Below are 20128 nucleotides of genomic sequence, written 5' to 3' on the forward strand. Positions count from 1 at the left end.
TCCGTGGAAGAGTACAACCAGTGCATTCGGACCGGCAGTGACAGCGGCACCACGTCAGACTCCTCTAGATCATCAGTCGAGCGAGCGTCTTGTATTGAGCCCTTGCCGCTCTTCCGACACTCAATCGCTCACAACAACGGCTCCAGTGCCTCGCGCGTCGTCTTGCCTTCGACCACCGGCACGACCTCGAACTCGACGACGTCCTGCCAGTCGGCGATCCATTTCTGGAACGTCGTGATGTCGTCGGTGCGCATGAGCTGGAAGCAGCGGCCGAGATCGGCGGTCACGTAGCTCGCGACGAATTCGAGTCCGTCGGGCAGGCCGCGGCCCTTCTGGAGCTTGCGATAGACGGCCTTGCCGTCCTGGTTCTTCAGCTTCTCGACCACCATGAAGAGCATGTGTTCCCCTCGCGTTGAATTCGTTAGTTTACCCTAGGGAATTCGAGAGGAACGAAATGAAGATCGCCGTCGTCGGCGCCTCGGGGCGCATGGGCCAGATGCTGGTCCGCCAGATCGCACGGACCGAGGGCGTGACGCTGGCTGCCGCCAGCGAGCGGCCGGGCAGCAAAGCGCTGGGCAAGGATGCGGGCGAGCTGGCCGGGATCGAGCCGAACGGCGTGCCGATCGGCGACGACAGCGCCGCCGCGATCAGGGCCGCCCAGTGCGTGATCGATTTCACCGTGCCGGAAGCGACGGTGGCCCATGCCAAGGTCGCCAGCGAGAACGGGGTCGCGATGGTGATCGGCACGACCGGCCTCGATCCCATCCAGACCAAGCTGATCCAGGATGCGGCGACGAAGGTGCCGATCCTGTGGGCGGCCAACATGGCGCTGGGCGTCAACATCCTGCTGGCGCTGGTCGAGAAGACCGCGTCGATGCTCGATCCCAGCTACGACATCGAGGTGCTGGAGATGCACCATCGCCATAAGATCGACGCGCCCTCGGGCACCGCGCTGGCGCTCGGCCGTGCGGCGGCGGCCGGCCGCAAGGTCCAGCTCGAGGAAGTCTGGCGCAAGAGCCGCGACGGCCATACCGGTGCGCGGCCGAGCGGCGAGATCGGCTTCGCCACCCTGCGCGGCGGCGAGGAAGTGGGCGTGCACACGGTCTACTTCGCGGCCGCCGGCGAGCGGCTCGAACTCAACCATCGCTCCTTCAGCCGCGAGACCTATGCCGCTGGCGCCGTGACCTCGGCCAAGTGGCTGGAGGGCAAGAAGCCCGGGCTGTACGGCATGAAGGACGTGCTGGGGCTGTAGACGAGGGCTACTCGTCCCAGGCGTGGGCGTAACGGGGGCTGCGCATCTCGGCGATGGCGGCCTTGAGCTGGTCGGCGACCCTGAGCCGTTCGTCGGGGCCGAGGAAGCGGCCAATGACGGCTCGGTTGCCTCGTGACGTGACCACCAGCCGCTCCTCCGTCGCCTCGACCTTCAGCCAGTAGGCGTCCAGCCGCAGCTCTTCGCGCTCGCCGTCGGGCGCGATCCGGACCACCACCAGATCGTGGTCGGTCAGGGTCAGCGTCTCGGTGCGGCGGGCGTCGAAGTAGCTGCGCTGGAACAGCCACCACAGGAGGAAGACGTCGAGGCCCATGAAGCCGAAGACCGGCCAGGCGCCCATGAGGAACAGGGGCAGGCCGATCACCAGGTTGGCGGCCACGGCGCCCAGCATGACGAAGCGGAAGCCGTCCGCAGACAGGCTGCGATAGGGCTTCAGCGAGGTGGCGAAATGAACCGCCGGAACGGGCGCTTCGGTCATGGTATGGACCTATATGGCCCTGATGAAGACCGCCGTCATCCCCGAGTTCTTTGCACGCCTCAAGAAGGCAATGCCGGAGCCCGAGACTGAGCTTGAATACGACAATGTCTACCAGCTGCTGGTGGCGGTCGTGCTGTCGGCGCAGGCCACCGACGTCGGGGTGAACCGGGCCACCGGGCCCCTGTTCAAGTTCGTGAAGACCCCGGCCCAGATGGTGGCGCTGGGCGAGGCGAAGCTGATCGACCACATCAAGACGATCGGCCTGTTCCGCACCAAGGCCAAGAACGTGATCGCGTTGAGCCACCTCCTGCTGGAGCGGCACGGTGGCGAGGTGCCGCGCACGCACGAGGAGCTGGAGGCGCTGCCGGGCGTCGGCCGCAAGACCGCCAACGTGGTGATGAACGTCGCCTATGGCGAGGCGACCATCGCCGTCGACACCCACATTTTCCGCGTCGGCAACCGCACCGGGCTGGCACCGGGCAAGAACCCGCTGCAGGTCGAGCTGAAGCTGCTGAAACGCGTGCCCGAGGAATACAAGCTGCACGCCCATCACTGGCTGATCCTGCACGGCCGCTACACCTGCAAGGCGCGCACCCCGCTCTGTCCCGCCTGCGTCGTGAACGATCTCTGCACCTTCAAGGGGAAGACCGTCGCGGCCTAGGCTTGCGGGTCTTTCCCGAGGCGGCTTTCTTCGCGCCCTTCACGGCCTCCGCCAGCGCCGCGGCGAGACGGCCGCCCCGGCGGTCCTGGCGTTCCAGCATCACGATGTTGCGGATCAGCTGCGGTTCGCCGAACGGCAGGCAGGTGAGCTTCAGACCCGCGAAGACTTCGTCCGACACCGCCAGCACGGCGACGCCCAGACCTTTTTCGACCATGCGCAGGATGATGTCCTGGCTGTCGAGCACCATCTCTTCGTGGACCTCCACCCGCATGCGCCGCAGTTCGCGGTCGATGACGCGGCCGGCCCAGGCCTTGCTGTCGAAGCGGATGAAGGGCAGCTCCGACAGGAGGTCCCGGGCGCTGCGCCGTGCCTGGCCCGGCGGCGCGAACAGCCAGAATCGGTCCTGGTAGAGCGGCGTCCAGACGAGGCCGGCCGGATAGGGGCGCACCGGCTCGGTGGTCAGCGCCGCGTCGAGCTCGCCGGCCGCGACCTTCTCGGCCATCTCCGCCGACAGGCCCACCGAGACCGAGACCCGGGCGCGCGGATGGGCGCGGTTGAGGGCGACCAGCGCATCGGGCAGGACACCGGCCAGTGCCGTCTGCACGGCACCGACCCTGAGGCGTCCGGCCAGCGATCGTTCGTCGCCCAGCGCGGCCGCAATGTCGTCGTACAGCGTGAGCACCTCGGCGGATCGAGCGAGCACGATGCGGCCGGCTTCCGTAAGCACCGGCAGGCGGCGCGCGCGATCGAAGAGGGCGGCGCCGAATTCCTCCTCCAGCGCCTTCACCTGCAGGCTCACGGCGGATTGCGTCAGCCCGACCGCCTTGCCCGCGGCGGCGAAGGACCCGTGACGGGCGATGGCCTGCAGCGTGCGGAGGGCGCGAAGCGACATGCCTTCGATGATAAATTGTCATCGATCGATTGAGTATTAAGAATTTTCGCTCGGGGTGCTCGCGGGCGTACAGATCGGGCCATGAGCGCCGACGTGATCCTCGCCCTGCTTCCCATCGTACTGCTCATCGCGCTCGGCATCGTGCTGCGACGCGTCCGCTTCCTCGCCGACGGGTTCTGGCCGCAGGCGGAACGGCTCAGCTACTACGTGCTGGTGCCGTGCCTCTTCTTCCATAGCCTCGCCACCGCCAAGCTCGACGCGTTGCCGGCGCGCGAACTCGTCGCCACCCTCATCCTCTCGGTCCTCGCCGTGGCCGCACTGCTCGTCGTGCTGCGCCCGGTGCTTCGGGTCGACGGCCCGACCTTCACCTCGATCTTCCAGGGCGGCATCCGCTTCAACAACTATGTCGGCGTGACCCTGGCCGCCGGCCTGTTCGGCGCCCAGGGGATCGCGCTGGCGGCGCTGTGCAGCGCCGCGATCGTGCCGACCGTCAACATTCTCTGCGTGCTGGTCTTCGCCCGCCACGGATCGGCGCGGCTGAGCGGACGCGGCATCGTCCGGCAGTTGGTGACCAATCCGCTGGTCCTCAGCTCGTTCGCGGGCATCGGCTTTCAACTGCTCGGGCTCAGCCTGCCGGCGGGGATCGAGCCGGCGCTGCGGGCGCTCGGTGCGGCGTCCCTGCCGCTCGGCCTGCTCTGCGTCGGCGCCGCTCTCGAATTCGGATCGGTGCGCGGCTGGATCGCGCCGGTCGCCACCTCGTCGGCGATCAAGTTCCTGGCCATGCCGGTCGTGACGGTACTCGTCGCCGGGCTCATGGGTCTGACCGGACCCGCGCTCGTCACGGCGCTTCTCTTCCAGGCCCTGCCGACCGCGTCCTCGGCCTACATCATGGCGCGCCAGTTGGGCGGCGACGCGCCGCTGATGGCCGGCATCACGGCAATGCAGACGCTCTTTGCGCTGATCGCCCTGCCGATTGCGGCGGCCGGCATCGGCGCGCTCGCCGCCTGACGCGTCACGCCAGGGCCCGCAGGCCGCGGCGCAGGGTGCGGCCGTCGGCGGCGGGCAGCAGCCGGTCGATCTCGCCGTGCACGTTCACCCAGACCGGCAGGGCCGACTGCAGGACCGTGCGGCCGGCCGGCGTCAGGATGAGCCGACGCACCCGGCGGTCGGCTTCATCGACGGCAATCTCCACCAGCCCGCGCTGCTCGAGCGGCTTCAGATTGGCGGTCAGCGTGGTGCGATCCATGACCAACAAGGCGGCGATCGAACCCATCGAGGGCGGCTCGGGCTGATTGAGCGAGGTGAGAAGCGAGAACTGTCCGCTGGTGAGACCCAGCGGTGACAAGGCTTCGTCGAAGCGACGCGCCAGCGCACGTGCGGCGCGTTGGGCGGCGAAGCACAGGCAGTGGTCGTAGACGTGCAGCGTCGTCTCGAACGAGGCGTTCAGCTTCTTTGACATGTCGATATTACGTTGATATCAACTTATTACGCTTCAATCAACCAGCAGGAGGAACTCATGGCCTACGTGCAGGGATTTGTGTTGCCGGTGCCGGCCGACAAGAAGGAGGCCTATCGCAAGGCGGCTGCCGACTTCTCGCCCATCGCCAAGGAATTCGGCGCCACCCGCCAGGTCGAGGCCTGGGGCGACGACGTGCCCGACGGCAAGCTCACCGACTTCAAGGGCGCGGTGAAGGCCAAGCCCGATGAAGTCGTGGTCTTCTCGTGGATCGAGTTTCCCAGCAAGGAGGTCGCGGAGGAAGCGCACCGGAAGGTCATGAACGATCCGCGCATGCATGACATGGACATGCCGTTCGACGGGCAGCGCATGATCGTCGCCGGCTTCACGCCGATCCTCGACGAGGCCGGCGCGACGGGCGGCAAGACCGGCTATGTCGACGGCTTCCTCGCCGCGGTCCCGGCCGCCAACAAGCAGGCCTATCTCGACATGGCTCGCAAGGCCGCGTCGGTGTTCAAGGACTATGGCGCCGTGCGGATCGTCGAGACCTGGGGCGATGCGGTGCCCGACGGCAAGGTCACCGACTACAAGGGCGCGGTGAAGGCCACGCAGGACGAGAAGATCGTCTATTCCTGGGTCGAGTGGCCGTCCAAGCAGGTCCGCGACGAGGGCTGGAAGAAGATGATGGAAGACCAGCGCATGAAGGACCAGCAGATGCCGTTCGACGGCAAGCGCATGATCTATGGCGGCTTCGCGCCGATCCTCGACGTCTGAGGCATCGCAATGACCGTTGCCAAGAACACGATCTGCATCTGGTTCGACAAGGAGGCCGAGGACGCGGCGCGCTTCTACGCCGCGACCTTTCCCGATAGTGAGGTGACGGCGGTCCACCGCGCACCGAGCGACTATCCCTCGGGCAAGAAGGGCGACGTGCTGACCGTGCAGTTCACGGTCTGCGGCATTCCCTGCCTCGGCCTGAACGGCGGACCGGTGTTCAGGCAGACCGAAGCCTTCTCGTTCCAGATCGCCACCGACGATCAGGAGGAGACCGACCGCTACTGGAACGCCATCGTCGGCAACGGCGGCCAGGAAAGCGCCTGTGGCTGGTGCAAGGACCGGTGGGGCCTGTCGTGGCAGATCACGCCGCGCGTGCTCACCGAGGCGATGGCCGCCGGCGGCGAGGAGGCGAGGCGTGCCTTCGAGGCGATGATGCACATGAAGAAGATCGACGTCGGCCGGATCCAGGCGGCGCGGCGAGGCAACTGACGATCTGTGCCGCCGATGCCGCTCAGGCGGCGTCGGCGGTGATCGTGTCGCTGTCGTTGTCGACCACGACGGCGGTCTCGAAATAGCGGATGTCGGGCGGGGCGCCGTAGCGCTCTGCGATATAGGCCTGCCATTGCGGCGTATAGACCGCCTCGGCGTCGGCGCGGCTCTTCCAGAGATAGACGCCGCCGCCGATCCGCTTCTCCCCGTCGAACAGGTAGTATTTCCGGATCAGCCCCTTCATGCCGCGATACTTCGGCGCCGAACCCTTGAACAGTTCGGCGGCCTTCTTCGCATCGATGTCGGCCGGCAGCTTGAAGTTCACGATGGCGGTGATCATGCGATCCTCCTTCACACGGGGGCGGCACGCTCCTCGCGCACCTTCCACAGCAGGATGAAGCCTACCACCAGGAAGAACAGAACGCAGGCCATGCCGATGCGTGTGGACTGGGTCGCCGCCGTGACGGTCGCGATGGCGAACGGCGCCATCCACGCCGTGGCGCGGCCCGACAGGGCGAACAGGCCGTAGAATTCGCCGGTCATGCCCGGGGGCGCGATGCGGCCCACCATCGTGCGGCTGGCCGCCTGCATCGGCCCCATGCAGAAGCCGAGGATCAGCGCGAAGCCCATCAGTACCTTCTCCTGCAGCGAGCCGAACAGGCCGCGCGTCGGGCTGATCGGGTCGGCCGGCACGACGTAGAAGACGTGCGTGGCCGTGACACCGACGATGCCCAGGGTCGCCACGATCACGCCGACGATGGCGATCTGCACCGTGCGCTTGCTGCCGATCCAGTCGTCGAGCCGGCCGCCGAGGAACGCACCGGGAATGGCGAAGACGGTCAGGATGATGCCGAAGATGCCGAGCGTCACGGTGCTCCAGCCGAAGGTCGCGGCGGCATAGACGCCGCCGAAGGCGATGATCGCCGCGAGCCCGTCATTGTAGAGCATGAAGGCGATGAGATAGCGCAGCGCGTTGCCGTAGCGCGGCAGGCGCTTCAGCGTCGACAGGAGAGAGCGGCCGCCTTCCCGCGCGGCGACGAGCAGGGGCTGGCGCCGCGCGCCGGCCGAATCCGGCGTGAACAGGAACATCGGCAGCACGAAGATCATGATCCACAGCGCCGAGGCGGGCCCGACCAGGCGCTCCAGCTCGTGGCTGGCGGGATCGAGGCCGAACAGCGGCCGGTCGTTCGAGCCCGCCAGCCCGAACAGGGCCGGCATCGACACGGCAAGCACGACGAGCAGCGAGACCAGGCCGCCGCAGTAACCCAGCCCCCAGCCGAAGCCGCTCAGCCGGCCCATGCGCTCGGGCCGTACGATGTTGGGCAGCTGGGCATTGTTGAATACGATCGACATCTCGGCCCCTACCGTCGCCAGGATGACCGCCCAGCTGATGGGCAGGATGAGGTCGGGCCGGTTGGGATAGGCGAACCACAGGCCGGCACATCCCACGACCAGCAGCAGCTGGAACGCGAGGATGAAGGGCTTGCGACGGCCGCCCGCATCGGCCATGGCGCCGAGGAATGGACTCATCAGGGCGATCAGCACGCCCGAGGCCGATTGCGTGAAGCCCCAGGCCGCCTGCCCCTGCACCGGATCGCCGACCAGCACGTTGGCGAAGTAGGGCGCGAAGATGAAGGTGGTGATGATGGTGAAGAAGGGCTGGTTGGCCCAGTCGAACAGCGCCCAGCTGAACTGGCCGAGCGTCGAGGCTTCACGGACGGGCGGCGGGGCCGCGTGGGAGTCTGTCATGCCCGGTCACTATGCCCGAGAGCAGCCACTCTTCATAAGCCCCCTGAGCAAGGGTCTCTCGCGGCGCTCGGGATGACACCGTTTGCTGCATCGGCGCACTGCGTCCATCTCGACAATATTGTCATCCCGAGCGCCGCGAGGGACCCTTACGCTCTCACCCGCCGCTGCAACTGCCAGATCGCATCCCGGTTGGTCGGCGAGAAGACCTTCTTCATGGCCTCCTGCCAGGGCAGCCAGAGCTGGGCGACGTGCTCGGCCGGATCGAGCGTGGCCACGGTCCGTTCGGGCACCTGGAAGCCGAACACATGCTCGACATTATAGGTGACGTCGGGCGCGTAGCGGGCGCGCCATTGGGCCCAGATCTCGTAGCGGTTGGTCTGGCGCCAGTCGGTGAGCGTGCCGACGGCCAGGCTGGTCTCTTCGAGCAGCTCGCGGCGGGCCGTCGCCTCGAGGTAGGGGTCGTCCAGCTCACGCGACCCCGTCACGGATTGCCAGAGCCCGGTCCCCGTACGTTCCAGCACCAGCACGTCCAGCCGGGGCGTATAAACCACCACCAGCACCGATTCGGGGATCTTGAAGGCCATGCCGCAGCATAGCCCGGAACATTGACTCCGGGCCTCCCGCCGCTATGGTCCGGCGGCATTTTTCGAGGGATTTTTCGATGAGCAAGCAGCTGCAGACCGCGATCGACGCGGCATGGGAAGCGCGGGACGGCATTAACAGCGCCACCAAGGGCGAAGTGCGCGACGCCGTCGAAGCGGCGATCGCCGGCCTCGACGACGGCACCTACCGCACCGCCGAGAAGTTCGGCGACGAATGGGTCGTGAACCAGTGGCTGAAGAAGGCCGTGCTGCTCTCCTTCCGCCTCTACGATTCGGTCCCGATGGACGGTGGCGCCTCGTTCCCCGGCCTCGGCGCCGCGCCCTGGTTCGACAAGGTGCCGCTCAAGACGACCGGCTGGGACGCCGCCCGCTTCGCCAAGGCGAACTATCGCTCGGTTCCCGGCTCGATCGTGCGCCGCGGCTCCTACATCGCCCCGTCGGTCGTGCTGATGCCGTCCTTCGTGAACCTCGGCGCCTATGTCGACACCGGCACCATGGTCGATACCTGGGCGACGGTCGGCTCGTGCGCCCAGATCGGCAAGAACTGCCATCTCTCGGGCGGCGTCGGCATCGGCGGCGTGCTCGAGCCGCTGCAGGCCAACCCGGTCATCATCGAGGACAACTGCTTCATCGGCGCCCGCTCCGAGGTCGTCGAGGGCGTGATCGTCGGCACCGGCGCGGTGCTCTCGATGGGCGTGTTCATCAGCGCCACCACCAAGGTGGTCGATCGCGCCACCGGCCAGATCCACATCGGCAAGGTGCCGCCCTATTCGGTGGTGGTGCCCGGCAACATCGGCGGCGGCCCGGATCGTCCCTCGACCTACTGCGCCGTGATCGTGAAGACCGTCGACGAGCGCACCCGCTCCAAGACCTCGATCAACGACCTGCTGCGCGACTAATCTCTCGAGTTCTTCCCCTTTGCGGAGGCCGCAAAGGGGAAGGAATGATCCGACGATCAGCCGGCGTGCCGTTTCCACTCCGGCTGAGCCCTGAGATGCGCGCCTTCCTTGGCGAGGATCTTTGACGTGCGTTCGGGCGCGAAGCCCAGCGCGACGAAGGCGGGCCCGACATTGGCCACCTCGCGATAGTCGAGGATCAGGCCGTCGCGGAGCTGCATCATCGCGCAGCCCTCGAAGCCCACGCGCTTGCCCTCGGCGCCGGGCAGCTTCGAGACGTAGCTGAACGTGTAATAGGCGTAGAGCATCCTGCCGTCGCTGACCGGCCGGTGCATGTCCCAGCGGAACTCGTCCGCGGTGCGATGGAACCAGTCGTCGATCATCTCGGCGATGCGCTCGCGGCCCACGAAATCGCCGTAGAACACGTCGTGATAGACGGCATCCTCGGTGAACAGGCTCGCGAATCCCTTGCCATCGCGGCGCTCCACGGCCGAGCAGAAGGCCTTCAGCAGTTCTGACGTATCCATCGTTATTCCTCCCGAACGGCCCCGATCATGACTAGACTGGCGGCCGCGGCAAAGGAGAACGGACATGAGCACATGGATCTTCCTCGGCATCGTCGTCGCCATCGGCCTGTGGCTGATCGCCGTCTACAACGGGCTCGTCGGCGGCCGCAACCAGGCGCAGACCGCGTGGAGCCAGATCGACGTGCAGCTGAAGCGCCGGCACGATCTCATTCCCAACCTGGTGCAGGTGGTGAAGGACGCGATGGGCTACGAGCAGGAAACGCTCACCAAGGTGATCCAGGCGCGCAACAACGCGGTGGCGGCGAGCGGCAACGCCGCACAGGCCGGACCGGCGGAGGCGGCGCTCAGCCAGGCGACGCACGGCCTGCTCGCCCTGATGGAGAACTATCCGCAGCTCAAGGCCAACGACAATGTCATGCAGCTCCAGGAGGAGCTGACGGCCACCGAGAACAAGATCGCCTTCGCACGCCAGTTCTACAACGACTCGGTGAACACCTATAACACCCGCCGCCAGAGCTTCCCGGCGGTGCTGGCTGCGGCGTCGCTGGGCTTCGGCCCGATGGACCTGTTCAACATGCCGGAGTCCGAGCGCGAAGTGCCGAAGGTCGCGCTGCGCTGAGGACACGGCGCATGAGCGCCACCACCGACTTCGTCGCTGCCCAGAACCAGAACCGCCGCAACACGATGGTGCTGCTGGCCGTGCTCACCCTGCTGGCGGGCGGGATCGGCTATCTGGTCGGCGCGCTGCTGGAGACGGAGTCCTCGGGCTCGTTGCCCGCCGTAAGCCAGATGGGCATCGCGGCCGCCGGCCTGATGGCGGCCGTCAGCATCGGCTGGAGCGCGATCTCGCTGGCGGTGGGCGACAAGATGGTGTTGTCGATGGCCGGCGCCAAGGTGATCGAGAAGCACGACGCGCCGCAGCTCTACAACGTGGTCGAGGAGATCTCGATCGCCGCCGGCGTGCCGATGCCCCGGGTCATGGTGCTGGAGACCGACGCGCTGAACGCCTTCGCCACCGGCAACAAGGTCGGCAATGGCACGATCGCGGTCACGCGCGGGCTGCTGAATTCGCTGAACCGCGACGAGCTGCAGGGCGTGGTGGCGCACGAGATGGCGCATCTGCGCAACCTCGACACGCGCTACATGGTCGTGGTCGGCGTCACGGTCGGCCTGATCGCGCTGGTCTGCGACATGGCCCTGCGCACGATGAACCTGGGCCGGATGCGGAGCGATGACCGCAAGGGCAGCTCGGGCGGCGGTATCCTGATCATCGTCCTGCTGGTCGTCGCGATCCTGGCGCCGCTCGCGGCCAAGGCGGTGCAGATGGCGGTGTCGCGCCAGCGCGAGTATCTGGCCGATGCCACCTCCGTTCAGTTCACGCGCAATCCCAATGGCCTCATTTCCGCGCTGGGCAAGCTCGCGGATAAGGCAGCCCCCTTTCCCGGAGTGAGCCGTGCCACGCAGCATCTCTTCATCGTCAACCCGATCAACCAGTTCACCTCGAAGACGCCGGCGCTCCTCGCCACGCATCCCGATATCGACGATCGCATCGCTCGCCTGCGCAATCTGGGCGCTTAACACCGGGCTCGCGGCAGCGTTCGACCTGCAGGGCCACCGGGGGGCGCGCGGGCTGGCGCCCGAGAACACGCTGGCCGGCTTCAAGGTGGCGCAGGATCTCGGCGTCACGACCCTCGAAACCGACCTCGCGGTAACGCGCGACGGCGTCGTCGTCATCAGCCACGATCCGGTCCTCAATCCCGCCCTGACGCGCGGACCGGACGAGCAGTGGCTCACGGCAGCAGGACCCGCCATCCGCACCCTGACCCTGGATGAACTGAAGCGCTACGACATCGGCCGCGTGAACCCGGCCAGCAAGTACGCCCAGCAGTTCCCGGAGCAGAAGCCGGTCGACGGCCAGCGTTTCCCGACCCTGGCCGAGTTCTTTGCGCAGGCGGCCCCCGAGGTGCGCTTCAACATCGAAATCAAGACCGATCCGGCCAAGCCCGACCTGACTCCGGACCCGGCCGCCTTCGCCGCCGCTGCGGTCGACGGGATTCGCAAGTCAAAGACAGAGGCGCGCAGCACGCTGCAGTCGTTCGACTGGCGCGGGCTGTTCGAGGCCCGGAAGCTCGCGCCCGAGATCGCCACCGGCTGCCTCACCATCGAGAGCAACAACTTCGACACGGTGCAGCGCAGCAGCGGCCAGCCCTCGCCCTGGCTGGGCGGGCTCGATTTGACAGCCCATGGCGGATCGGTGCCGCGGCTCGCCCAGGCGGCGGGCTGTGCGACCTGGTCGCCGTTCTGGCGCAACGTCACGGCGGAGAACGTGAAGGAAGCCCATGCGCTCGGCCTCAAGGTCGTGCCCTGGACGGTGAACGTGCCGGCCGAGATGGGTCGCCTGATCGATCTGGGCGTCGACGGACTCATCACCGACTATCCCGATCGCGGGGCGCAGATTCTCAGCTCCAAAGGCCTCAAATCCCGCTAGGCGGTTGACTCGGGCCGTCTCTGTGTTCTGTATACAGACATGCGCCCCATCCTCCCTGAGCCCGATCTTTCCGAGCGAATTCACGATTCGGTCCTCGAAGCGATCTGCTCCGGGGAGCTGAAATCCGGTGCCCGCATCACCCAGGAGGAGATCGCCCAGCAGTTCGGCGTGTCGCGCCAGCCGGTGCTGCAGGCCATGATGCTGCTGCGCCGCGAAGGCTTCCTGATCGATGCCGGCCGCAAGGGCGTGTGCGTCGCGCCGCTCGACGTCCAGCAGGCGCGCAACCTCTACGTCGTTCGCGCCGCGCTCGACGGCGCCGCCGCCCGGCTCGCCGCGTCCAACTACACGCCCCACCTGATGCAGCGCGGCCGCGCCCTGCTGGACGTCGGCCGGCGCGCCGTGGCGAGCGGCTACGTGCCGTCGGTCATCGAGGCCGACATCGATTTCCACCTCTTCGTCTACGAGGCCTCGGGCAATCCCGTGATCGGCGAGACCGCCCAGCCGCACTGGCAGCATCTGCGCCGGGTGATGGCCGCGGCCTTGAGCGAAGAGGATCTGCGGATCAGTGTATGGGACGAGCACGAAGCCATCCTGCGCGCGCTCGAAGCGGGCCAGGCGGCCGAGGCCGAAGCGCTCTGCCGCGGCCATGCCGAACAGATGGCCGGCATTCTGACGGGACGATTGAAGGCTGTGATTTCCCGCGCCGCCTGAAGACGGCGTTCACGACAAGCAAGACGACAAGGCAAAGGAGGAACCGCCATGAAGCTCACCTCTGAGCAGCTGCAGCAATTCGACGAAGAGGGCTATCTCTTCTTCCCCGACTATTTCTCGCCGGAAGAGACCCAGATCCTGAAGAACTCGGTGCCCGAGGTCTTCGCCCAGCGCCGGCCCGAGAACGTGCGCGAGAAGAGCGGCGACGTGGTGCGCACCGCCTTCGCTGTTCACACCTATCATCCGGTGTTCGAGGCGCTGGTCCATCATCCGCGCTTCGTCGAGCCGGCCGAGCAGCTGCTGAAGGACAAGACCTACATCCACCAGTTCAAGATCAACGGAAAGGCCGCGTTCGACGGCGATGTCTGGCAGTGGCACCAGGACTACGGCACCTGGAAAGCCGACGACGCCATGCCCGAGCCGCGCGCCATGAACCTCGCGGTGTTCATCGATGAGGTGAACGAGTTCAACGGCCCGCTCTGGTTCATTCCCCGCAGCCACAAGAAGGGTGCGATCGAGGCCAGCCACGACCTCACCACGACCTCCTATCCGCTTTGGGTGATCGACAATGACACCATCGCGAAGCTGGTCGACCAGGGCGGCATCGTCGCGCCCAAGGGCGGCCCCGGTTCGGCGATCTTCTTCCACGGTACGCTGGTGCACGGCAGCGGCCCCAACATGTCGCCGTGGGATCGCCAGATCATCTATGTGACCTACAATGCGGTCAGCAACGCGATCCGCCAGTTCAAGCGGCCGGACTACATCGCGCACCGCGACTTCACGCCGGTCGATCCCTGGGAAGACGATGCGGTGATCCGCGCCGTCAACCGCAAGGTCGCGGCGGAATAACAATCAAGAAACTCCGGAGGAACCCATGAGTCTCCATCGCATGCTTCTGGCCCGCGCGGCCGAAGCCAATCCGCTGCGCATCGGCGTCATCGGCGCCGGCAAGTTCGGCTCGATGTACCTGTCGCAGATCCCGACCACGCCGGGCATCCATCTGCTGGGCATCGCCGACCTCTCGCCCGACCGCGCGCGCGAGAACCTGGCGCGGCTGGGCTGGAAGCCCGACGTGACCTCGGCGACCTCCTTCGCCGACGCGCGCAAGCACGGCAGCACGCACCTCACCGACGACTGGCGCGCGCTGGTCAGCCATCCCGAGATCGACATCATCGTCGAATCGACCGGCGATCCGATCGCCGCCGTCGAGCATGCGCTCGAAGCCTTCAGGCACGGCAAGAGCGTCGTGATGGTGACCGTGGAGGCCGACGCCTTCTGCGGCCCGCTGCTGGCCAAGCGCGCCGCCGCCGCCGGCGTGATCTACTCGCTGGCCTATGGCGACCAGCCGGCGCTGATCTGCGAGCTGGTCGACTGGGCGCGCACGTCCGGCTTCGAGGTCACCGCCGCCGGCCGCGGCCACAAGTGGCTGCCGCACTTCGCGCAGTCGACGCCCGAGACCGTGTGGAAGTACTGGGGCCTCAACGAGGAACAGGCCAAGCGCGGCGGCCTGAACCCCAAGATGTTCAACTCCTTCCTCGATGGCTCCAAGCCCGCCATCGAGAGCACCGCCGTCGCCAACGCCACCGGCCTCACGCCGGCACCGGACGGGCTGGCCTTCCCGCCGTGCTCGGTCGAGGACCTGCCCTTCGTGATGCGGCCGATCTCCGAGGGCGGCCAGCTCCATCACAAGGGCCAGGTCGAAGTCGCCTCGTCGCTGGAGAAGGACGGGCGCGCCATCCCCTACGAGATCCGCAAGGGCGTGTGGGTCGTGTTCGAGGCCGCCACCGAGTACCAGAAGAACTGCTTCGAGGAGTACATGCTGCAGACCGACCCGAGCGGCCGGTACTCGGTCATGTACAAGCGCTGGCACCTGATCGGCCTCGAGGTCGGCATGTCGGTCGCCTCGATCGGCCTGCGCAAGGAGCCGACCGGCACGCCGATCGGCTTCCACGCCGACGTCATCGCCACCGCCAAGCGCGACCTCAAGCCCGGCGAGATGCTGGACGGCGAGGGCGGCTACACGGTCTACGGCAAGCTGTTCCCGTCGGAGAAGTCGACCGGCCTCGGCAGCCTGCCGCTCGGCCTCGCCCACAACGTCAAGCTGCTCAAGCCGATCAAGGCCGGCCAGTCGCTGACCTACGCCGACGTGGTGATGGACGAGTCGCTCACCGCCGTGAAGCTGCGCCGCGAGATGGAGCGGGACTTCGCCCCGGCCGCCTCGAAGATCGCGGCACAGTAGGCGCGAAACGAGTTTCGCGCCGGCGGGCGGCAGCGCCTGCAGGAGCGAAGCGACGAAGGCGCGGAAGCCCGCGCCGTGCCGAATGGATAAGAACGCTCACGGCGCACAGGCCGTGCGACCGGCCCTGGCGGTTGCGCGAGGGTGCGACATCCGTTTCGATTGTTTCGTTTAAGCGGCCGAGCTGCGCTCGCGCCCGCTCGCTTGACGTCTCCGAATGTTCATATGAAAGTCATATGAACGAAAACAACGGTCTGCAGAGTTCATTCGAACCATGCAGATCGAACGGGACAGGAAGCGGGCTCAGGAACCGGGAATGCAGGCGGAAGAACGCGCCCGCGCCATCGTCGAACGCGTCCGGGGGGACGGGTTCCAGGCGATCGAGGCGCTTGCCCTTCAGTTTGGCGTCACCCCGCAGACGATCCGGCGCGACGTGAACCTGCTCTGCGACCGCGGCCTGCTGCGCCGGCGCCATGGCGGCGTCGAGCTGCCGCCCGAGGGCGAGAACCTCGCCTATCCCGCCCGCCAGGTCCTGAACATCGACGCCAAGCGCCGCATCGCGCAGCTGGTGGCGCGCGAGGTGCCGGACGGCGCCTCGCTGTTCTTCGGCATCGGCACGACGCCCGAGCAGTGCGCCTTGGCGCTGGCCGACCATGCGGGCCTGCGGGTCATGACCAACAATCTCAACGTCGCGATGGCGCTCTGCCGCAGCGCCTCCTGCGAGATCACGATCGCCGGCGGCCGTTTGCGCAGCCTAGACCGCGACGTGGTGGCGGGCGAGGCGCACGGCTTCTTCGGCCGCTTCGCCGCCGACATCGGCATCTACGGCGTCGGCGGCGTCGCCGAGGACGGCACCTTGCTCGACTTCAGCACCGACGAGGTGACGATGCGCAGCGCGCTCGCCGCCCATTGCCGCCAGCGCTTCCTGGTCCTCGACCATTCCAAGTTCGGCCGCGGCGGCACGGTGCGCGGCGGCCACATCACGCAAGCAACGGCCGTGTTCACCGATCGTCCGGTGCCGGCGCCCATCGCGCGTCAATTGAGCGAGGCCAGCGTCCGGCTGGTGTCCTGGCCGGACGACGGCGCGACCATCGATACGACACGTCAAACAAGGAGGGGTTGATCTCATGTTGAAGCATCTCGCGATCGCGGCCGCGCTCGGCATCGCCGCCGTGGCAAACATCTCCGGCGCCGCCGCCCAGCAGCGCGCCGTCTGCTACAACTGCCCGCCGGAATGGGCCGACTGGGGCTCGCAGCTCAAGGCCATCCAGGCCAAGCTCGGCATCCAGGTGCCGCCGGACAACAAGAACTCCGGCCAGGCCATCGCCGCGCTGATCGCGGAGAAGGGCAACCCGGTGGCCGACGTCACTTATCTCGGCGGCATCGCAGCCGACCCGGCCAAGGATGCCGGCGTGCTGACGCCCTACAAGCCGAAGAATTGGGAGAAGATCCCGGCCGACCTCAAGGATCCCGACGGCAACTGGTTCACGATCCACTCCGGCACGCTCGGCCTGTTCGTGAACAAGGCCGCGCTGGGCAACAAGCCGGTGCCGCAGAGCTGGGCCGACCTCTTGAAGCCCGAATACAAGGGCATGGTCGGCTATCTCGACCCGACCTCGGCCGCCGTCGGCCAGCTCGGCGTGATGGCGATCAACCTGGCGCTCGGCGGCACCTACGACAATCTCGATCCGGCCATCAAGTTCTTCAAGGAGCTGGCGAAGAACCAGCCGATCGTGCCGAAGCAGACCTCCTACGCCCGCGTGATCTCGGGCGAGATTCCGATCCTGCTCGACTACGACTTCAACGCCTACCGCGGCCAGTACACCGACAAGGCGCCGGTGCAGTTCGTGATTCCGAAGGAGGGCACCCTGGTGTTCCCCTACGTGATGGCGCTGGTGAACAAGGGCCCGAACGCCGAGAACGGCAAGAAGGTGCTCGACTTCGTCCTGTCCGACGAGAGCCAGGCGATGTGGGGCAACGCCTATCTGCGTCCGGTCTTCGCCGACCGGCTGTCGAGCGAGGCCAAGGCCAAGTTCCTGCCCGACGCGGAATATGCCCGCGCCAAGCCGGTCGACCTCAAGAACCTCGCCAAGGCGCAGCCGCAGATCGTCGAGCGCTACCGCAAGGAAGTGAACTGACCGTCAAAGGGTCATCGACAACGCAGCGGGACGGCCGCAAGGCCGTCCCGCTTCCGCTCGTTTGAGGAACCGCCAACCATGCGGCATGAAACCCGCCGACTGATCCTTCTGCTGCTGCCGGCCGGCATCGTCTTCGCCGCGTTCTTCCTGCTGCCGATGGCGCGGCTGTTCTTCATCGGCGGCAGCGGCAAGACCGGCTGGGCGGCCTATGCCGCCATCCTCACCGACCAGCTCTATCTCGACAGCCTGCTGTCCACGCTGGCCGTCGCGGCCGCGACGACGGCGGCGACGCTGGTGATCAGCGGCATCTCGGGCGTGTTCCTGCAGCGCCACAAGTTTCCCGGCAACGCGCTGCTCGTGTCGATGCTGACCCTTCCGCTCGCCTTCCCGGGCGTGGTCATCGGCTTCATGGTGATCATGCTGGCCGGCCGTCAGGGGCTGATCGGCCAGGTGACGCAGGCGCTGACCGGCGAGAAGCTGGTCTTCGCCTATACGATCGCCGGCCTGTTCATGGGCTACGTCTACTTCTCCATCCCGCGCACCATCCTCACCGTGATGGCCGCGGCCGAGAAGCTCGACCCGAAGCTCGAGGAGGCGGCGCGGTCGCTCGGCGCCTCGCCGTGGCGCGTGCTGCTCGACGTCATCATCCCGGGCCTGAAGCCCGCCTTCATCTCGGCCGGCGCGATCTGCTTTGCGACGGCGGTCGGTGCGTTCGGCACCGCCTTCACGCTCGCCGCCAAGATCAACGTGCTGCCGATGGTGATCTATACCGAGTTCACCCTGTCGGCGAACATCGCCATGGCGGCGGCGCTGAGCTTCGTGCTGGGTATCGTCACCTGGCTGGTGCTGGCGCTGGCGCGCACGGCGGCCGGTTCCAGCGTCGCGGCGGCGGGCTGACATGAAGCGCCGCGGCCTCTTCTACCTCCAGCTCGGCTTCACCCTGCTGGTCTGCGCCTTCCTGGTCGTGCCGGTGGTCCTCTCGATCATGGCCGGCCTCACGGTCAACTACTTCGTCGGCATCGAGAGCGGCCTCACCCTGCGCTGGGTCATGGAAGTGTGGAACGGTTATCGCGACACGATCTTCCTCTCGATCGGCCTGTCGCTGGCCTGCCTCGCCGTCACCCTGGTGATCGGCGTGCCGGCCGCCTATGTGCTGGCCAAGCGCCAGACCGCGCTTACGCGGGCGCTGGAGGAGATGCTGGTGCTGCCGGTGGCCGTGCCCGGCCTGGCCACCGCGCTGGCGCTGATCGTCACCTATGGCAGCCTGTCGGGCTTTCGCACCTCGTGGGCCTTCATCCTGGTAGGCCACGTGCTCTTCACCCTGCCCTTCATGGTGCGCAGCGTGCTGGCGGTGCTGAGCGCCATCGACCTGAAGACGCTCGAAGAGGGCGCGGCGTCGCTCGGCGCCGGCTTCTGGCCGCGCTTCCGCGACATCGTGCTGCCGAACTGCCGGCAGGGCATCCTCGCGGGCTCGCTGATGGTCGTGACCCTGTCGATGGGCGAATTCAACATGACCTGGCTGCTGCACACGCCCTTCACCAAGACGCTGCCCGTGGGCCTCGCCGATGCCTATGCCTCGCTGCGGCTGGAAGTCGGCAGCGCCTACACCCTCGTCTTCTTCCTGATGATCATGCCGCTCCTGCTGGCGCTGCAGGCTTTCGCCAAGCCGCGCCCCGCGAAGTTCGTGGCAGAGGATGCCGAATGACCGACACCGCCAAACCCGTTTCCATTTCCCTGACCAACTGCGCGAAGACCTTCACCGACGGCACCCGCGCGCTGGAGCCGCTCGACCTCGCCATCGACGCCGGTGAGACGGTCGTCTTCCTCGGCCCCTCGGGCTGCGGCAAGACCACGACCCTGCGCATCATCGCCGGCCTCGAGGAACCCGATGCCGGCGGCCAGGTGCTGTTCGACGGAACGGACGTCACCCACCTGCCGATCGAGCAGCGCAATGTCGGCATGGTGTTCCAGTCCTATGCCCTGTTTCCCAACATGACCGTGGCCGGCAACATCGGCTACGGGCTGAAGATCCGGAAGGTGCCCGACGCCCAGATCAAGGCGCGCGTCTCGGAGATGCTCGGGATGATGCAGATCACGCGGCTCGCGGACCGCCGCATCGACCAGCTCTCGGGCGGCCAGCGCCAGCGCGTGGCGCTGGCCCGCGCCATCGCGGTCCGGCCGCGGGCCCTGCTGCTCGACGAGCCGCTGACGGCGCTGGATGCCAAGCTGCGCGACACGCTGCGCCTGGAGATCGATTCGCTGCTGCGCTCGCTCGGCATCACCGCGATCTACGTCACCCACGACCAGGCCGAGGCGATGGCCTTGGGCGACCGCATCGTCGTCATGGAACATGGCCGGGTCGCCCAGATCGGCAAGCCACGCGACATCTACCAGCGCCCGGCCACGCGCTTCGTCGCGGAATTCATCGGCACGATGAATCGCCTGACCGGCCGCGTCAGCAACGGCACCTTCACCTGCAAGGCCGGTGGCCTCGCTTGGTCCGAAGCGCCGGCCACGGCCACCGAGATCCTGTTCCGGCCCGAGGACATCCGCGTGGTCGAGAGCGGCGAGGCAACAGGGCTCAAGGGGACGGTCGCGGCCGCCTTCTTCCTCGGCGATCGCACGCGCCTGTTCGTCGACGTGGGCGAAGCACAGCCGCTGGTGATCGAGAGCACGGCGCGGCGCGACTTCAGCCACGGCGACGCCGTCGGGCTCGCCATCGACCCGCGCGGCCTATTGGTGTTGTGAGGAGACTGCC

Annotated in this window: 25 protein-coding genes; 17 read left to right on the forward strand and 8 right to left on the reverse strand. The window is 67.2% G+C overall.

All coding sequences use genetic code 11. The annotated features are described in order from the left end of the window. Positions 1–128: 128 nt before the first annotated feature. Positions 129–398, reverse strand: coding sequence for a DUF3303 domain-containing protein (locus ACO07I_RS15360; protein ID WP_422009073.1), 270 nt, complete (start codon positions 396–398; stop codon positions 129–131). Positions 399–454: 56 nt separating this feature from the next. Between ACO07I_RS15360 and dapB the strand changes: the two genes are divergently transcribed. Then, positions 455–1252, forward strand: a complete 798-nt coding sequence (gene dapB, locus ACO07I_RS15365) for a 4-hydroxy-tetrahydrodipicolinate reductase (RefSeq protein ID WP_422009075.1) — start codon at positions 455–457, stop codon at positions 1250–1252. A 7-nt stretch (positions 1253–1259) separates the two neighbouring features. On the opposite strand, the gene ACO07I_RS15370 is transcribed toward dapB, so the two are convergent. Beyond that, positions 1260–1748 (reverse strand): DUF2244 domain-containing protein, encoded by a 489-nt coding sequence (locus ACO07I_RS15370; RefSeq protein WP_422009076.1) that lies wholly within the window; start codon positions 1746–1748, stop codon positions 1260–1262. On the opposite strand from ACO07I_RS15370, the gene nth reads away from it, so the two are divergent. Further along, entirely contained in the window at positions 1747–2409 is a 663-nt protein-coding gene (gene nth / locus ACO07I_RS15375) for an endonuclease III (RefSeq protein WP_422009078.1), read from the forward strand. The genes ACO07I_RS15370 and nth overlap by 2 nt on opposite strands. Here nth and ACO07I_RS15380 read toward each other — a convergent pair. Next, complete coding sequence (locus ACO07I_RS15380) at positions 2384–3301, reverse strand: LysR substrate-binding domain-containing protein (RefSeq protein WP_422009080.1); 918 nt, start codon at positions 3299–3301, stop codon at positions 2384–2386. The genes nth and ACO07I_RS15380 overlap by 26 nt on opposite strands. A gap of 81 nt (positions 3302–3382) precedes the next feature. Between ACO07I_RS15380 and ACO07I_RS15385 the strand changes: the two genes are divergently transcribed. After that, positions 3383–4309, forward strand: coding sequence for an AEC family transporter (locus ACO07I_RS15385; RefSeq protein WP_422009081.1), 927 nt, complete (start codon positions 3383–3385; stop codon positions 4307–4309). A 4-nt stretch (positions 4310–4313) separates the two neighbouring features. Here ACO07I_RS15385 and ACO07I_RS15390 read toward each other — a convergent pair whose 3' ends face one another. Beyond that, positions 4314–4760, reverse strand: a complete 447-nt coding sequence (locus ACO07I_RS15390; RefSeq protein ID WP_422009082.1) for a MarR family winged helix-turn-helix transcriptional regulator — start codon at positions 4758–4760, stop codon at positions 4314–4316. Between the two features lie 57 nt (positions 4761–4817). On the opposite strand from ACO07I_RS15390, the gene ACO07I_RS15395 reads away from it, so the two are divergent. Both ACO07I_RS15395 and ACO07I_RS15400 read left to right on the forward strand, forming a co-directional pair. Next, positions 4818–5531, forward strand: coding sequence for a DUF1428 domain-containing protein (locus tag ACO07I_RS15395; RefSeq protein WP_422009084.1), 714 nt, complete (start codon positions 4818–4820; stop codon positions 5529–5531). A 9-nt stretch (positions 5532–5540) separates the two neighbouring features. Beyond that, positions 5541–6023: a VOC family protein gene (locus tag ACO07I_RS15400; protein WP_422009086.1), complete on the forward strand. Its 483-nt coding sequence runs from the start codon at positions 5541–5543 to the stop codon at positions 6021–6023. Between the two features lie 22 nt (positions 6024–6045). Here ACO07I_RS15400 and ACO07I_RS15405 read toward each other — a convergent pair whose 3' ends face one another. The 3 genes from ACO07I_RS15405 to nudB form a co-directional block, all read right to left on the reverse strand. Continuing rightward, positions 6046–6363, reverse strand: coding sequence for a monooxygenase (locus ACO07I_RS15405; RefSeq protein ID WP_422009088.1), 318 nt, complete (start codon positions 6361–6363; stop codon positions 6046–6048). 11 nt (positions 6364–6374) lie between these two features. After that, entirely contained in the window at positions 6375–7772 is a 1398-nt protein-coding gene (locus ACO07I_RS15410; RefSeq protein WP_422009089.1) for an MFS transporter, read from the reverse strand. 146 nt (positions 7773–7918) lie between these two features. Continuing rightward, complete coding sequence (gene nudB, locus ACO07I_RS15415) at positions 7919–8356, reverse strand: dihydroneopterin triphosphate diphosphatase (RefSeq protein WP_422009091.1); 438 nt, start codon at positions 8354–8356, stop codon at positions 7919–7921. A gap of 77 nt (positions 8357–8433) precedes the next feature. Between nudB and dapD the strand changes: the two genes are divergently transcribed. Beyond that, positions 8434–9273, forward strand: a complete 840-nt coding sequence (gene dapD / locus ACO07I_RS15420; RefSeq protein ID WP_422009093.1) for a 2,3,4,5-tetrahydropyridine-2,6-dicarboxylate N-succinyltransferase — start codon at positions 8434–8436, stop codon at positions 9271–9273. A gap of 56 nt (positions 9274–9329) precedes the next feature. Here the strand turns inward: dapD and ACO07I_RS15425 are convergent, their stop codons facing one another. Further along, a complete protein-coding gene (locus ACO07I_RS15425) occupies positions 9330–9797 on the reverse strand; it encodes a nuclear transport factor 2 family protein (RefSeq protein WP_422009095.1) in 468 nt (155 codons plus the stop codon). Between the two features lie 64 nt (positions 9798–9861). Here ACO07I_RS15425 and ACO07I_RS15430 point away from each other — a divergent pair, with 64 nt between their 5' ends. From ACO07I_RS15430 to ACO07I_RS15480, 11 genes are all read left to right on the forward strand, one after another. Continuing rightward, complete coding sequence (locus tag ACO07I_RS15430; RefSeq protein WP_422009097.1) at positions 9862–10416, forward strand: LemA family protein; 555 nt, start codon at positions 9862–9864, stop codon at positions 10414–10416. A gap of 11 nt (positions 10417–10427) precedes the next feature. After that, the gene (locus ACO07I_RS15435) at positions 10428–11375 is read left to right on the forward strand and encodes a M48 family metallopeptidase (protein ID WP_422009099.1); all 948 of its coding nucleotides are present in this window, start codon (positions 10428–10430) and stop codon (positions 11373–11375) included. Beyond that, positions 11362–12285: a glycerophosphodiester phosphodiesterase gene (locus ACO07I_RS15440; RefSeq protein WP_422018277.1), complete on the forward strand. Its 924-nt coding sequence runs from the start codon at positions 11362–11364 to the stop codon at positions 12283–12285. Before ACO07I_RS15435 ends, ACO07I_RS15440 begins: the two co-directional genes overlap by 14 nt. Before the next feature lie 39 nt (positions 12286–12324). Continuing rightward, positions 12325–12996 (forward strand): GntR family transcriptional regulator, encoded by a 672-nt coding sequence (locus tag ACO07I_RS15445; protein WP_422009101.1) that lies wholly within the window; start codon positions 12325–12327, stop codon positions 12994–12996. Positions 12997–13044: 48 nt separating this feature from the next. Then, on the forward strand, positions 13045–13845 hold the full coding sequence (locus ACO07I_RS15450; protein ID WP_422009102.1) for a phytanoyl-CoA dioxygenase family protein: 801 nt from the start codon (positions 13045–13047) through the stop codon (positions 13843–13845). Between the two features lie 25 nt (positions 13846–13870). Beyond that, complete coding sequence (locus tag ACO07I_RS15455) at positions 13871–15235, forward strand: NAD(P)H-dependent oxidoreductase (protein WP_422009104.1); 1365 nt, start codon at positions 13871–13873, stop codon at positions 15233–15235. A gap of 313 nt (positions 15236–15548) precedes the next feature. Beyond that, a complete protein-coding gene (locus ACO07I_RS15460) occupies positions 15549–16355 on the forward strand; it encodes a DeoR/GlpR family DNA-binding transcription regulator (protein WP_422009106.1) in 807 nt (268 codons plus the stop codon). A 4-nt stretch (positions 16356–16359) separates the two neighbouring features. Continuing rightward, on the forward strand, positions 16360–17370 hold the full coding sequence (locus tag ACO07I_RS15465; protein ID WP_422009107.1) for an extracellular solute-binding protein: 1011 nt from the start codon (positions 16360–16362) through the stop codon (positions 17368–17370). Between the two features lie 78 nt (positions 17371–17448). Next, positions 17449–18267, forward strand: a complete 819-nt coding sequence (locus ACO07I_RS15470; RefSeq protein ID WP_422009109.1) for an ABC transporter permease — start codon at positions 17449–17451, stop codon at positions 18265–18267. Between the two features lies 1 nt (position 18268). Further along, complete coding sequence (locus ACO07I_RS15475; RefSeq protein WP_422009111.1) at positions 18269–19075, forward strand: ABC transporter permease; 807 nt, start codon at positions 18269–18271, stop codon at positions 19073–19075. Continuing rightward, complete coding sequence (locus ACO07I_RS15480) at positions 19072–20118, forward strand: ABC transporter ATP-binding protein (protein ID WP_422009113.1); 1047 nt, start codon at positions 19072–19074, stop codon at positions 20116–20118. Before ACO07I_RS15475 ends, ACO07I_RS15480 begins: the two co-directional genes overlap by 4 nt. Positions 20119–20128 lie beyond the last annotated feature (10 nt).

This window comes from Reyranella sp. (assembly GCF_965227665.1).
In the GTDB taxonomy this organism is placed as follows: Bacteria; Pseudomonadota; Alphaproteobacteria; order Reyranellales; family Reyranellaceae; genus Reyranella.